14 protein-coding genes are annotated in these 12,961 nt (G+C 41.2%); all 14 read left to right on the forward strand.

Annotated features, from left to right (window positions below):
- Nucleotides 1–39 precede the first annotated feature (39 nt).
- The 14 genes from mltG (at nucleotide 40) to rseB (ending at nucleotide 12,947) form a co-directional block, all read left to right on the forward strand.
- On the forward strand, nucleotides 40–1,089 hold the full coding sequence (gene mltG / locus DPV95_RS07360; RefSeq protein WP_070591009.1) for an endolytic transglycosylase MltG: 1,050 nt from the start codon (nucleotides 40–42) through the stop codon (nucleotides 1,087–1,089).
- Nucleotides 1,089–1,721 (forward strand): dTMP kinase, encoded by a 633-nt coding sequence (tmk, locus tag DPV95_RS07365; protein ID WP_111406885.1) that lies wholly within the window; start codon nucleotides 1,089–1,091, stop codon nucleotides 1,719–1,721. The genes mltG and tmk overlap by 1 nt, the downstream gene beginning before the upstream one ends.
- Nucleotides 1,718–2,698 (forward strand): DNA polymerase III subunit delta', encoded by a 981-nt coding sequence (locus DPV95_RS07370; RefSeq protein ID WP_111406886.1) that lies wholly within the window; start codon nucleotides 1,718–1,720, stop codon nucleotides 2,696–2,698. Before tmk ends, DPV95_RS07370 begins: the two co-directional genes overlap by 4 nt.
- A 7-nt stretch (nucleotides 2,699–2,705) precedes the next feature.
- On the forward strand, nucleotides 2,706–3,488 hold the full coding sequence (locus DPV95_RS07375) for a YchF/TatD family DNA exonuclease (RefSeq protein ID WP_049366679.1): 783 nt from the start codon (nucleotides 2,706–2,708) through the stop codon (nucleotides 3,486–3,488).
- A gap of 26 nt (nucleotides 3,489–3,514) precedes the next feature.
- On the forward strand, nucleotides 3,515–4,039 hold the full coding sequence (locus DPV95_RS07380; RefSeq protein WP_049366678.1) for a DUF1523 family protein: 525 nt from the start codon (nucleotides 3,515–3,517) through the stop codon (nucleotides 4,037–4,039).
- Between the two features lie 110 nt (nucleotides 4,040–4,149).
- Nucleotides 4,150–5,460: a polyamine export protein PaeA gene (paeA, locus tag DPV95_RS07385; RefSeq protein ID WP_049366677.1), complete on the forward strand. Its 1,311-nt coding sequence runs from the start codon at nucleotides 4,150–4,152 to the stop codon at nucleotides 5,458–5,460.
- An 81-nt stretch (nucleotides 5,461–5,541) separates the two neighbouring features.
- Nucleotides 5,542–6,072, forward strand: coding sequence for an HI_0449 family lipoprotein (locus DPV95_RS07390; protein WP_049365129.1), 531 nt, complete (start codon nucleotides 5,542–5,544; stop codon nucleotides 6,070–6,072).
- A 74-nt stretch (nucleotides 6,073–6,146) separates the two neighbouring features.
- Nucleotides 6,147–7,667, forward strand: coding sequence for a fused PTS fructose transporter subunit IIA/HPr protein (gene fruB / locus DPV95_RS07395; protein ID WP_111406887.1), 1,521 nt, complete (start codon nucleotides 6,147–6,149; stop codon nucleotides 7,665–7,667).
- A gap of 3 nt (nucleotides 7,668–7,670) precedes the next feature.
- The gene (gene fruK / locus DPV95_RS07400; RefSeq protein ID WP_049366675.1) at nucleotides 7,671–8,612 is read left to right on the forward strand and encodes a 1-phosphofructokinase; all 942 of its coding nucleotides are present in this window, start codon (nucleotides 7,671–7,673) and stop codon (nucleotides 8,610–8,612) included.
- 4 nt (nucleotides 8,613–8,616) lie between these two features.
- Nucleotides 8,617–10,293 (forward strand): fructose-specific PTS transporter subunit EIIC, encoded by a 1,677-nt coding sequence (locus DPV95_RS07405; protein ID WP_111406888.1) that lies wholly within the window; start codon nucleotides 8,617–8,619, stop codon nucleotides 10,291–10,293.
- Nucleotides 10,294–10,378: 85 nt separating this feature from the next.
- Nucleotides 10,379–10,636 carry an FAD assembly factor SdhE gene (locus DPV95_RS07410; protein WP_049366673.1) on the forward strand — a complete coding sequence of 86 codons (258 nt, stop codon included), beginning with the start codon at nucleotides 10,379–10,381 and terminating at the stop codon, nucleotides 10,634–10,636.
- Between the two features lie 117 nt (nucleotides 10,637–10,753).
- Nucleotides 10,754–11,329, forward strand: coding sequence for an RNA polymerase sigma factor RpoE (gene rpoE / locus DPV95_RS07415; protein ID WP_014064431.1), 576 nt, complete (start codon nucleotides 10,754–10,756; stop codon nucleotides 11,327–11,329).
- A 21-nt stretch (nucleotides 11,330–11,350) separates the two neighbouring features.
- Nucleotides 11,351–11,932 carry a sigma-E factor negative regulatory protein gene (locus DPV95_RS07420; protein ID WP_049366672.1) on the forward strand — a complete coding sequence of 194 codons (582 nt, stop codon included), beginning with the start codon at nucleotides 11,351–11,353 and terminating at the stop codon, nucleotides 11,930–11,932.
- Nucleotides 11,933–12,002: 70 nt separating this feature from the next.
- Nucleotides 12,003–12,947 carry a sigma-E factor regulatory protein RseB gene (gene rseB, locus DPV95_RS07425; protein WP_049366671.1) on the forward strand — a complete coding sequence of 315 codons (945 nt, stop codon included), beginning with the start codon at nucleotides 12,003–12,005 and terminating at the stop codon, nucleotides 12,945–12,947.
- The last annotated feature ends 14 nt before the right edge of the window (nucleotides 12,948–12,961 follow it).

Raw genomic sequence — 12,961 nt, forward strand, 5'->3', positions numbered from 1 at the left:
TTTTTGCCCCTTTTGTCGTTTTTATAAAATGAGTGACGCATGAAAAAATTTTTTGTCTTTTTACTGATTCTCTTGCTAATTCTTGGTGGTGTTGGTTTTTGGGGTTATCAAAAATTAACTGAGTTTGTTCATACGCCGGTGAATGTCACGCAGGATCAATTGCTTACAATTGAGCGAGGCACTACTGGCAGTAAACTCGCCGCTTTATTAGAGCAAGAAAAAATTCTTGAACATGCCGATTTATTGCCTTGGTTATTGAAATTACAACCGCAGCTCAACAAAGTGAAAGCGGGGACTTATTCTTTAACGGGCGTGAAAACGTTGCAAGATTTATTGGATATGCTCAATTCCGGCAAGGAAGCGCAATTTAGCGTGAAGTTTATTGAAGGTAAAACGTTCAAGGAATGGCGTAAAAACCTTGAAAGCGCACCTCACTTAAAACAAACCTTGCAAGGTAAAACGGATAAAGAGATCATGGTGTTATTGGATATTCCAGCCGTTGCAAAAGCCGTTTACGAATGGAATAACATGGATGGGTGGTTGTATCCAGATACCTATAATTACACGCCTAACTCGACGGATCTTGAATTATTAAAACGTTCAGCTACTCGCTTACAAAAAGCTTTAGATAAAGCGTGGAGTGAACGGGATGAAAATCTCCCATTAGCAGATCCATATCAGATGCTAATTTTAGCTTCTATTGTGGAGAAAGAAACAGGAATTGCGGCGGAGCGCCCACAAGTGGCTTCAGTATTTATTAATCGTTTAAAAGCCAATATGAAACTGCAAACTGACCCAACCGTGATTTATGGAATGGGTGAGAGTTATACCGGCAATATTCGTAAGAAAGATTTGGAAACGATGACCCCGTACAATACCTATATGATTGAGGGTTTACCACCAACACCAATTGCGATGGTGAGTGAGAGCGCTTTACAGGCTGTGGCGCATCCAGCGAAAACGGACTTTTATTATTTTGTTGCTGATGGAAGTGGCGGTCATAAATTTACTCGCAATCTGAACGAGCATAATAAAGCGGTGCAAGAATATTTACGTTGGTATCGTAACCAACAAAAAGGAGCCAACTAATGCAAGGCAAATTTATCGTCATTGAAGGGCTGGAAGGTGCAGGTAAAAGTACCGCCATGCAAACGGTGGTGGATACATTAAAATCTCTTGGTGTAAATGATATCGTGTTTACTCGTGAGCCAGGCGGTACACCGTTAGCAGAGAAATTACGCCATTTAATCAAACATGAAACAGAAGAGCCTGTTACCGATAAAGCGGAATTATTAATGCTTTATGCGGCACGAATTCAATTGGTAGAAAATGTGATTAAGCCAGCATTGGCAGAAGGAAAAATTGTGCTTGGCGATCGTCACGATATGTCTTCTCAGGCCTATCAAGGTGGTGGGCGTCAGTTTGACCAAACGCTGATGGCAAATTTAAAAAATATGGTGTTAGGTGATTTTGAACCCGATTTTGTACTGTATTTAGATATTGATCCTGCAGAGGGGCTTGCACGTGCTAGAGGACGAGGCGAATTAGACCGTATTGAACAACAAGGGCTTGATTTCTTCCATCGTACTCGCCAACGTTATTTGGAATTGGTGCAAAACAATCCGAAAGCCGCCATTATTAATGCTGGCCAGCCTTTGGCACAAGTACAAGCGGACATTCAAAGTGCGGTCAAAAATTGGTGGGTTTCACAAGCAAAATGAGCGAACTTTATCCTTGGTTAGTGCCCACTTATAATAAGATTAGCCAAACTTTTAGCGAAGGTTTGGGGCATCATGCATTATTGATTAAAGCTGATCAAGGTCTCGGTGCTGAAGGTTTGTTTGAGGCTTTAACAAAACGCATTATGTGTCAAACACCGGATAATGCACCTTGTGGCCATTGCCATGCTTGTCACTTAATGGCAGCGCACAGCCACCCTGATTTTCATGTTTTAGCCTCTCAAGAAGGCAAAGACATTGGTGTTGATCAGGTACGGGCGATTAATGAAGTTGTCAGCCAACACGCACAACAAAACGGCAATAAATTAGTGTATATCCAAGATGCGGAACGTCTTACGGAAGCGGCAGCGAATGCGTTGCTCAAAACTTTGGAAGAGCCGCGTCCGAACACGTATTTCTTGTTGCAAACAGAGCCATCCTCTTCATTGTTAGCGACTATTTACAGCCGTTGCCAGGTGTGGAATGTTCCTTTGCCAACGGAAGCAGAAGCCTTAACTTGGCTTTCTTCTAAATTTCAGGCAGAAACATCAGAATTATTAACCGCACTTGAGATGAATTTAGGTCGTCCACTGTTAGCATTGGAAACCCTCCAGCAAGGATTAATTGAACAACGGAAGAATTTCCTACGCCAATTTTGGCTGTTTTATCGTCGTCGTTCTCCTTTGGAAATTTTGCCTTTCTTTGAAAAAGAACGCACCGTACAGCAAGTGGATTGGATTTTAGCGTTTTTAAGCGATGCCATTAAATACAAACTCGAAATACAAAGTGGCTGGCAAATACTTGATCTTAAAACAGGTGTAACTCAATTTGCAGACGAGCAAACAGCGCTTGGGTTATTAACCGCAAATAAAATTATGCAAAAAGTACGCTCGGATTTACTCACTATCAACGGCGTTAACACAGAATTAATGTTATTAGATGGTTTGACGAAGTTAATTACCGACGTATTTAAGGACTAAATAAATTATGTTTATCGTAGATTCCCATTGCCATTTAGATGCATTGGATTATAAAAATTTACACAAAGATATTGCTGATGTAGTGGCTAAAGCCAATGCACGGGATGTGAAGCATTTACTCGCCATTGATGTAACATTAAGCCGTTTTGAAAAAACTTACCCTGAGTTAGCAAAATTTCCAAATGTGTCTTTAGCTTGCGGCGTGCATCCACTAGATCTTGAAGAAGAACCTTACGATGCTGAGCGTTTATTACGTTTATCCCAAGATAAAAAAGTGATCGCAATTGGCGAAATTGGTTTGGATTATTATTACAGTGCAGATAATAAGGCATTGCAGCAAACAGTTTTTGCTGATCAAATCAGAATTGCTAATGAAGTGGATAAACCCGTGATTATTCATACTCGTTCAGCGCCAGAAGATACCATTGCCATGTTGCGTGAGCATCATGCAGAAAAGTGCGGTGGATTAATTCATTGTTTTACAGAAACCTTGGACTTTGCGAAGAAGGCACTTGATTTAGGGTTTTATATTTCTTGTTCAGGCATTATAACCTTTAAAAATGCGGAAAGTATTCGTGAAGCTATTCGTTATGTACCGGCAGATCGTTTGTTAGTTGAAACGGATTCGCCTTACTTAGCACCCGTGCCTTATCGTGGTAAAGAGAACCAACCTGCCTATACGCGAGAGGTGTGTGAATATGTGGCAGCGTTAAAAGGGCTGTCTATGGAAGAATTTGCGCAAATTAGTACACAAAACTTCGAGCGTTTATTTAAAATTAATGTACAATAAATCATCGATTTAAATGAGAGAGTGTTATGCGTAAGTTTTTTAAGTACTTTTTATTTTTAGTGGTCTTTGTTTTCCACGGCTTTATGTTCGCTGTGGTGGACTACGTTTTCCCACACTATGATGTGACGCGAGTAACGGGTGTAGAAGTGAAACGTGTGGATAAAGATGGCCCGATTACAAAATCGAATCCGGCTGATGGTCCAACGCGCGATGTGTATTTTATCAATACACAAAATGATGATGGCAAAATCATGGTGTATCGTAATGAAGATACCCGTTGGGGTTTCCCGTTCTACTTTAAATTTGGTTCAGCGAACTTACAGGCTCAAGTTCAAGCCTTTGGTAATGAAAACAAATTAGTGCAAATCAAGTATTACGGTTGGCGGATGACGATGTTCGATGAATATCGCAATGCCGTTGCGGTGAAAGAAATCAGTGGCGATGTGACACCAAGCCATCCGATTTTATCTTGGGTATTCTATGCATTCCTATTAGTTACCCTTTTCCTTTCTATACAATTTGTACGCGGCTGGTTCGACAGCGAAAATTAGCGTTTCTTAAATAGGGCGTCATAGAACGCCCTCACAATTTAATAATAACATTTCAAACCTAAAAACTAGCGGTAAATTGACCGTACTTTAAAACCAATAAAGAGAACATTATGAGTTTATCTGCAGCGATTTTTATTTTAATCGTATTAATTATTGTCAGTGCAATCTTGTCATCAGCTGAGATTTCTCTCGCGGGTGCAAGACGCATTAAACTACAAACGTTGGCCAATGAAGGCAATATCAAAGCGGAGAAAGTTTTAAAATTACAGGAACAGCCAGGGCGTTTCATCACTGTAGTACAAATTGGACTTAATATGGTCGCCGTACTCGGTGGTGTGATTGGTGAAGCAACTATTAGTCTTCACTTACAGAGTTTTTTATATGAATACACCACGGCTGAATGGGTTGAGCCAGCCTCCTCTTGGATTGCCTTTTTCATGGTAACCATAACATTTGTTTTATTAGCCGATTTAATTCCGAAACGCCTCGCACTGATTAATCCTGAAGGTGTTGCGCTGCGGACTATTGGCATTATGCAAGCCTTTATTTTCTTATTGAAACCCATTGTATGGTTTTTTGATGGTCTTTCTAATATCTTCTTCCATTTAATGGGGATATCCACTAAGCGCGAAGATAATATGACTCCAGAAGACATTGTGGCGATTGTGGAGGCTGGTGCCGAAGCGGGCGTACTAAAAACACAAGAACATTATTTGATTGAAAACATCTTTGAAATGCAAGAGCGTACCGTGTCTTCAACCATGACGACTCGTGAAAACATCGTGTTTTTAGACCGCACTTTTACTCGTCAGGAAGTGTTGAATACCTTATCGGCTGACTCTCATTCTAAATTAGTGATCTGTGATAATGGTTTGGACAAGATTTTAGGTTATGTGGAATCCCATACTTTGTTGACGCTTTATCTTCAACAAGAAGTAGTAGATTTAACAGATAGCCGTTTATTACGCAAAGCGTTATTTATCCCAGATACGCTGTCGTTATACGAAGTATTGGAGTTGTTTAAATCTACGGGGGAAGATTTTGCGATTATCGTCAATGAATATGCGCTTGTAATGGGCTTAATTACCTTGAACGATGTGATGAGTATTGTGATGGGCGAATTGGTTTCTAACGAAGAAGAACAAATTGTCAGCCGTGATGAAAACTCTTGGTTGATTGATGGTGCAACACCGCTTGAAGATGTGATGCGAGTTTTGGATATTGAATCTTTCCCTGATTCAGAAAATTATGAGACTATTAGTGGCTTTATGATGTATATGTTACGCAAAATCCCGAAAAAAACCGATTTTGTCGTATACGATAAATATAAATTTGAAGTCATTGATACCGAAAACTTCAAAATTGATCAAATTTTAGTTTCGATTGTCAAAGACAGCGGAGTGAGCAAAGAATCAGCGTAGTACTAGGTGTTACCTTGCTTAACTCCCCATTCTAAGTATAATTAACGGCGTTTTTAACCGCCTATAAATAAGGAAAATTTAATGTTTAAAAAAATCTCGGTATTCTTTGTGGCAGTAATGCTTGCAGGTTGTTCTTCGATTTCAGATATGACCTCTTACATTCCGTTTATGGGTAAAGACAAAAAGGTCATTGATTTAGATAAAGATAAAATCGACCAAAAATCTTACGCGGCAGCTTATGAAGCCACTGTGGCAACCTATAAAGATCGCGTAACAAAAAATTTCTTTGTGGATAATTTTGCAAGTGGTGCAAATGACTGGTATCTCGGTCGTATTGTTGTGCCAATCAAACAAATTCAAGATAAACTCTACACAGGTGGTCATGATTCTGATGTGTATGCTTACTACAGTGGTGTGTTGCATGCAGAAGCATTACAAACCAACTTCAGCCGCTTAAGCGCGAATTGTTGGCAAAAAGTGGATTCACCAAGTGTGACACAAGGGATCTACGATGCAATGCGTGATTTGCAAAAAGGCAAAGAGCGCGGTGAAAATGACGCTTACATTTCCCAAGGTAGCGAAATGCTACTCAAAGCCTGTACCGGCCAATAATCAATTTGAGCTGTTGATGAGCGATCCCATCAGCAGCTTTTCTTTTTTAAAATCATCAATGTGAAGGAGCAAGAATGTTAGAACTTTCGGAAAGCAACATTCATTTAAATGCTACGGCAACAAATAAGCTGCAAGCTATTGAAATGGCTGCAAGTGCGTTAGAGCAAGCTGGCAATGTTGAACAAGGCTATTTGCAGGGCATGCTTGGACGTGAACAACAAACCTCCACTTTTTTAGGCAATGGGATTGCGATTCCACACGGTACATTAGAAACCCGTTCGATGGTGAAAAAAACCGGTGTGCAAGTTTTCCAATTTCCACAAGGTATTGAGTGGGGAGAAGGCAATATTGCTTATGTTGTGATTGGTATTGCTGCCCGTTCCGATGAGCATCTTGCTTTGCTTCGTCAATTAACGCATGTTTTAGGTGATGAAGACACTGCGGCACAGTTAGCGACATTAACAAATGTTGAAAAATTCCGTGCGATTTTGTTAGGTGAAAGCGATGCTTTTAGCATTGCTGAAGAAACATTAAGTTTAGATATTGAAACGCAAAGTTTGCTCATCCTTACCGCCATCAATGCAGGTAAATTACAACAGCAAAGTGCGGTTGAAAATAGCTTTGTTTCTGAAGTGGTATCCAATTCTGCTCTGCCGCTTGGTAAAGGGTTATGGGTAACCGATGCCGTATCAGGTAATGTGAAAAATGCCTTAGCATTCAGTCGTGCGAAAACCATTTTTAATCATAATGGCAAAGCGGTGAAAGGCGTGTTGACGATTTCGGCGGTTAACGATCAAATCAATGAGACATTAGCGCGTTTATTGGATGATGAAGTCCAAAATATTTTATTAAGTGGTAATACGCAGCAAATTTTGACCGCACTTAATGGCGGTAAAGTGCCTGTTGCAGCAGCTGCTCAATCTGAAGGTCAAATTGATACAGGTGCAGTGATTGGGACCTTTACTGTTCGCAATGAACATGGCTTGCACGCTCGCCCAAGTGCGGTGCTTGTTAATGAGATGAAAAAATTCGCCTCCAAGATTACCGTACAAAATCTTACTCGAGAAACCGCACCAGTTAGTGCAAAAAGCTTGATGAAAATTGTGGCATTAGGTGTCACTCAAGGTCATCGCTTACGTTTTGTGGCAGAAGGGGATGATGCGAAACAAGCCATTGAAGCCTTAGGTAAGATTATTGCGAGTGGGCTTGGTGAAGCTGTCTCTGCTGTGCCACCGGCTGAACCGGATACCATTGAAGTGAGCAGTGAGCACGCACCACAAATTCACGAAGACAAAACAGGTTTACCAGCAGATGCCATTGAAGCCGTATTTATGATTCGTAATGAACACGGTTTACATGCTCGTCCAAGTGCGGTACTGGTTAATGAAGTGAAAAAATACAATGCGTCTGTTGCGGTACAAAACTTAGATCGTGATAGCCAATTAGTCAGCGCAAAAAGTCTGATGAAAATTGTGGCGCTCGGTGTCGTGAAAGGTCATCGCTTACGTTTTGTAGCGAGCGGCGAAGAAGCTCAACAAGCGATTGACGGTATTGGTGCAGTCATTGAAAGCGGTTTAGGTGAAGGTAAGGAGTAAGTGATGGCAAAAGTAGCAACAATTACCTTAAATGCCGCTTACGACTTAGTCGGGCGTTTGCCGCGTATTGAAATCGGCGAAGTGAATACTGTTGAAACCCTTGGTCTTTTCCCTGCCGGAAAAGGCATTAATGTCGCTAAAGTATTAAAAGATTTGGGCGTAGAGGTGGCGGTTGGTGGCTTCTTAGGGGAAGACAACGTGGGTGATTTCGAAACCCTATTTAAAAAACAAGGCTTAGAAGACAAATTCCATCGTGTTGCAGGCAAAACCCGTATTAATGTAAAAATTACGGAAACCGAAGCCGATGTGACGGACCTAAATTTCTTAGGTTATCAAATCACCCCAGAAGCTTGGCAGCAATTTACAGCAGATTCATTAGCGTATTGCCAAAACTTTGACATCGTTGCGGTATGTGGCAGTTTACCGAGAGGTGTGAGTCCTGAATTGTTCGCGGATTGGCTTAAGCAGTTGCATCAAGCTGGTGTGAAAGTCGTATTAGATAGCAGTAATGCGGCACTCACAGCAGGTTTGAAAGCCCATCCTTGGTTGGTAAAACCAAATCATCGCGAATTGGAAGCGTGGATTGGTCATCCGTTAAATTCTCTTGATGAAATTATTGCGGCGGCTAAAAAACTTAAAGCAGAAGGCATTGCTAACGTTATTATTTCGATGGGCGCGAATGGTTCTTTATGGCTGAGTGATCAAGCTGTTATTCAAGCTCAACCACCTAAATGTGAAAACGTGGTGAGCACCGTAGGGGCTGGTGATTCTATGGTGGCAGGCTTAATTTACGGTATCGAAAAAGGCTTATCTCAAGCGGAAACCTTAGCATTTGCGAGTGCTGTTTCTGCCTTTGCCGTTTCGCAAAGTAACGTGGGGGTGAGCGATATCGCCTTGCTTGAGCCAATTCTGGCGAATGTCAAAATTTCTGTGATTGAAGGATAATGTAATGAATTTGTTTTTAACTCAATCTCCGCAAATTGGTGCGGCAAAAGCCTATTTACTTCGCCAAGCATTGGGCATGGCAGCGAAAAAAGCCAATCATACTGTGGTTGAACAAGCGACAGATGCGGATTTAGTGATTGTTTTCGGATCTAGTTTGCCAAACTCTGCTGAACTTGTGGGCAAAAAAGTCTTTTTAGTCAATGAAGATGCGGCGATTGCTTCACCTGAAGTCACGCTGACGAATGCACTCAATCAAGCAGTGGACTATGTTCAACCCGCTCAAAGTGCGGTTGGATTTGGCGGTGTTTCTGGCGTCAAAAATATTGTCGCGGTGACAGCTTGCCCGACGGGGGTTGCGCATACCTTTATGTCTGCTGAAGCTATTGAAACCTATGCAAAAAAACAAGGTTGGCAGGTAAAAGTCGAAACGCGAGGTCAAGTGGGCGCAGGTAATGAAATTACTCCTGAAGAAGTTGCTGCTGCAGATTTAGTCTTTGTTGCAGCCGATATTGATGTGCCGTTAGATAAGTTCCAAGGAAAACCGATGTATCGTACTTCGACAGGTTTAGCGTTAAAGAAAACCGCACAGGAATTCGATAAGGCATTTAAAGAAGCGAAAATTTATGAAGGCGGCGCAGCAAAATCTTCTTCGAAATCAGAAGAAAGCGGTGAGAAAAAAGGTGTCTATAAACATTTGATGACCGGCGTGTCGCACATGTTGCCGTTGGTGGTTGCCGGTGGTTTGTTAATCGCAATTTCCTTTATGTTTGGTATCGAAGCCTTCAAAGATGAAACAATTTTCCATGGTATTCCAAAAGCCTTAATGGATATCGGTGGCGGTGCAGCATTCCATCTGATGATTGCAGTATTTGCCGGCTATTTGGCCTTTTCTATCGCAGACCGTCCAGGGCTTGCGGTAGGTCTTATTGGCGGTATGTTAGCCACCACGGCGGGAGCAGGGATTTTAGGTGGTATTATTGCTGGTTTCTTAGCGGGTTATGTGGTGAAAGGATTAAATGCAACCATTAAATTGCCGGCAAGTTTAACTTCCTTAAAACCGATTTTAATTCTCCCGCTCTTTGGTACCTTGATTGTCGGCCTTGCCATGATTTATGTGATCAACCCACCGGTTTCACAAATTATGACTACCTTAAGCGATTGGTTAAAATCCATGGGTGAAGTCAATGCGATGGTCTTAGGTGCGATTATCGGTGCGATGATGTGTATTGATATGGGTGGTCCAGTAAACAAAGCGGCTTATACGTTCTCTGTGGGAATGTTAGCCTCTCAAGTTCACACTCCAATGGCTGCCGCTATGGCAGCCGGTATGGTGCCGCCAATTGGAATGGCGATTGCAACTTGGATTGCTCGCAGTAAATTTACCCGTAATCAACGTGATGCAGGTAAAGCTTCTTTTGTCTTAGGTTTATGCTTTATCTCTGAAGGGGCATTGCCGTTTGTGGCTGCCGATCCATTACGTGTGATTATTAGCTCGGTTATTGGTGGTGCAACTGCGGGTGCGATTTCAATGGCATTAAATATTTCTCTGCAAGCACCACATGGTGGTTTATTTGTCATTCCGTTTGTCTCTGAACCATTACTCTACCTAGGTGCAATTGCAACGGGGGCATTATTAACTGGCGTGGTTTATGCCGTGATTAAGCCGAAGGCGACAGAATAATCGATTCTTTGATTAAAAAAGTGCGGTAATTTTTAACCGCACTTTTCATTTATCAGGTATAATTACAATGGTTTAGGGAGAAATTATGGATAAATACAATAAACTCCGCATTGAATGGGATTGTCGTCGAGGTATGCTTGAGTTGGATAAAATCATCATGCCTTTTTATAAAGCGCATTTTGACCAACTGACTGACGACAAAAAAGATATTTTTATTCGTTTACTCGCGGCCACGGATTTACAGCTTTTTTCGTGGTTTTTTAATGGCAGTCAATCAGACGATGCCGAAGTGCAAGCGATGGTTGAATATATCCAAGATATGCAGAAAACGAATGTCCGTTAATTTTTTTGAAATTTTTTATACATAAGGAACTTTTCAATTTTAACTCTGTCTGATAAAGCAACAATAGCTTGCTGTCTTGAATATATGAAGGCGTGTTAGACGTAGCATAGGAGATATATGGCTGAACAGCTAACAGATCAGGCTTTGGTAGAAAGAGTGCAGCAAGGCGATAAAAAAGCCTTTAATTTATTGGTTTCTCGTTATCAAAATAAAGTAGCCGGACTTTTAACCCGCTACATTTCTCATAACGACATTCCAGATGTTGTACAAGAATCCTTTATTAAGGCCTATCGTTCCATTGAATCCTTTCGGGGCGATAGTGCATTCTACACTTGGCTATATCGAATTGCCGTTAATACGGCAAAGAATTACTTAACGGCACAGGGGCGCCGTCCACCGAGCGAAGATATTTTGGCTGAAGATGCCGAAAGCTACGATGTGGGAACCCATCTACGTGATGTAGATACCCCTGAAAATGAAATGTTATCTAGCGAATTAGAAAAAGTGGTATTTGATACCATTCACAGTTTGCCAGAAGATTTAAGAACCGCGATTACCCTGCGTGAGCTTGAAGGGTTAAGCTACGAAGAAATCGCAGAAATAATGGATTGCCCAGTAGGCACTGTACGTTCTCGCATTTTCCGTGCTCGGGAAGTGATTGAGAACAAAATACAACCGCTTATGCAACGTTAAAATAAAGTCGGAGTTTATAAAATGCAAAAAGAGTTACTTTCAGCCTATATGGATGGAGAAGAAGTCAGTGCCGAGTTGACGGAACAACTTTGTCAGGATAAAGATTCACAAGAATCTTGGGCGGCGTATCACACAGTAAGAGCAGTTATGCGTAAAGAGTCACCAGTATTATTAGGTGCTGATTTTACTGCGAAAATGGCTGATTTAATTGAATTAGAAGAAGTAAAACACGTTGAGATTACTGTTTCTCAACCAACACCAGAAGAAGCAGACAGCTTACCATTTGTGCAAAAATTAAAAGCATTCTTTGCACCAATGACACAAATTGCGGTGGCTGCAGGTGTGTGTTTAGTGGCAGTAGTAGGTGTCCAATCATTTAATGCGAAAAGCACGTCGGTTACACCAGAAAACCCTGTTTTACAAACCTTACCATTTAACAGTTCAGTTCAAGAAGTAAGTTACAACGCTCCGACCAAAGATGTAGCCACTTCGGAACAGGTTGAACAAAAAAATCGCCGTATTGGTACGATGTTACAAAACTATGAATTACAGCGTCGTATGCATGCAGACAGCTTAAATGTGGGTAGCAACCAAGCGAAATAATTACAGCAATTAATCGATAATTCACCACCTTAGGCGTGGTGAATTTTTTTATGGATCAATTGATTTATTTATGAAAAAAACGTTTCTCAAATTAACCGCACTTTTAGGCTTATTCTTGTTGCCTTTCAGGGCATTTGCAGAAGAGCCAATTCAGTCATTAAATAAAATGTCGCAAGCCATGAGAGATTTAAATTATGAGATTGCTTTTGTGCAAACGACACCAACGAATATGGACTCGTTCCGCTATCGCCATATTAAGCAAGGGCAAAAAGTGTATGCACAGTTGGTGACATTAGATGGTGAGCAACAAGAGATCATCCAGCGCGGTAATTTAGTCAGCTATTTCCAGCCAGGTTCACGCGCTTTCACGATTAACAGTGGTGAGATTGTGGATGCGCTTCCGGCAGTGATTCGTACTGATTTTAGCAAGCTGAGTCAGAATTATGACTTTATTAAGCTTGGAAAAGACCGAATTGCAGGCCGATTTGTCGATACTATTCGCATTGTGCCAAAAGATGATTTTCGCTATCAATATCTCGTTTTCTTAGATGAAGAAAATGGTTTGTTATTACGTGGCGATATGCTTGATAGAGAAGGCAAGTTATTGGATCAGTTCCGTGTGGTGACGTTATATATCGATGATCGTCTACGTGGTTTAACGGATTACCTTAATAAGGTGTCAGTGCCGCCACTTTTAAATGAAGGAAAACAAGAGTCATCCCTTTCAATCAATTGGAAAACTGATTGGTTACCGCAAGGGTTTGATTTAATTCGCCAGAATCAAGATGTGATAGATGGTGAAGTGATTGAAAATGCGTTATTTAGTGATGGTCTTTTCACTTTTACACTTTATATCAATAAAGCTGATAGCACCGCTGCAAAAGAAAACACTTGGAAACAAGGGGCTTACACGATTTACAGTGAAGTCATAGGCGATAAAGAAATTACCTTTATCGGACAGCTTCCAATTGCCGCAGCGAAACGAATTGTACAAGGTGTAACATTCCTAAAATAATTCAGTAGCAGTGA

This window comes from Haemophilus parainfluenzae (genome assembly GCF_003252755.1).
Lineage (GTDB): Bacteria > Pseudomonadota > Gammaproteobacteria > Enterobacterales > Pasteurellaceae > Haemophilus_D > Haemophilus_D parainfluenzae_N.

Coding starts and splice junctions, on each gene's coding strand:
- DPV95_RS07375 (WP_049366679.1), top strand. CDS start 2,706: ATGTTTATCGTAGATTCCCATTGCCATTTAGATGCATTGGATTATAAA.
- fruB (WP_111406887.1), top strand. CDS start 6,147: ATGTTAGAACTTTCGGAAAGCAACATTCATTTAAATGCTACGGCAACA.
- rseB (WP_049366671.1), top strand. CDS start 12,003: ATGAAAAAAACGTTTCTCAAATTAACCGCACTTTTAGGCTTATTCTTG.
- rpoE (WP_014064431.1), top strand. CDS start 10,754: ATGGCTGAACAGCTAACAGATCAGGCTTTGGTAGAAAGAGTGCAGCAA.
- DPV95_RS07405 (WP_111406888.1), top strand. CDS start 8,617: ATGAATTTGTTTTTAACTCAATCTCCGCAAATTGGTGCGGCAAAAGCC.
- paeA (WP_049366677.1), top strand. CDS start 4,150: ATGAGTTTATCTGCAGCGATTTTTATTTTAATCGTATTAATTATTGTC.
- fruK (WP_049366675.1), top strand. CDS start 7,671: ATGGCAAAAGTAGCAACAATTACCTTAAATGCCGCTTACGACTTAGTC.
- DPV95_RS07370 (WP_111406886.1), top strand. CDS start 1,718: ATGAGCGAACTTTATCCTTGGTTAGTGCCCACTTATAATAAGATTAGC.
- DPV95_RS07410 (WP_049366673.1), top strand. CDS start 10,379: ATGGATAAATACAATAAACTCCGCATTGAATGGGATTGTCGTCGAGGT.
- mltG (WP_070591009.1), top strand. CDS start 40: ATGAAAAAATTTTTTGTCTTTTTACTGATTCTCTTGCTAATTCTTGGT.
- DPV95_RS07380 (WP_049366678.1), top strand. CDS start 3,515: ATGCGTAAGTTTTTTAAGTACTTTTTATTTTTAGTGGTCTTTGTTTTC.
- DPV95_RS07390 (WP_049365129.1), top strand. CDS start 5,542: ATGTTTAAAAAAATCTCGGTATTCTTTGTGGCAGTAATGCTTGCAGGT.
- tmk (WP_111406885.1), top strand. CDS start 1,089: ATGCAAGGCAAATTTATCGTCATTGAAGGGCTGGAAGGTGCAGGTAAA.
- DPV95_RS07420 (WP_049366672.1), top strand. CDS start 11,351: ATGCAAAAAGAGTTACTTTCAGCCTATATGGATGGAGAAGAAGTCAGT.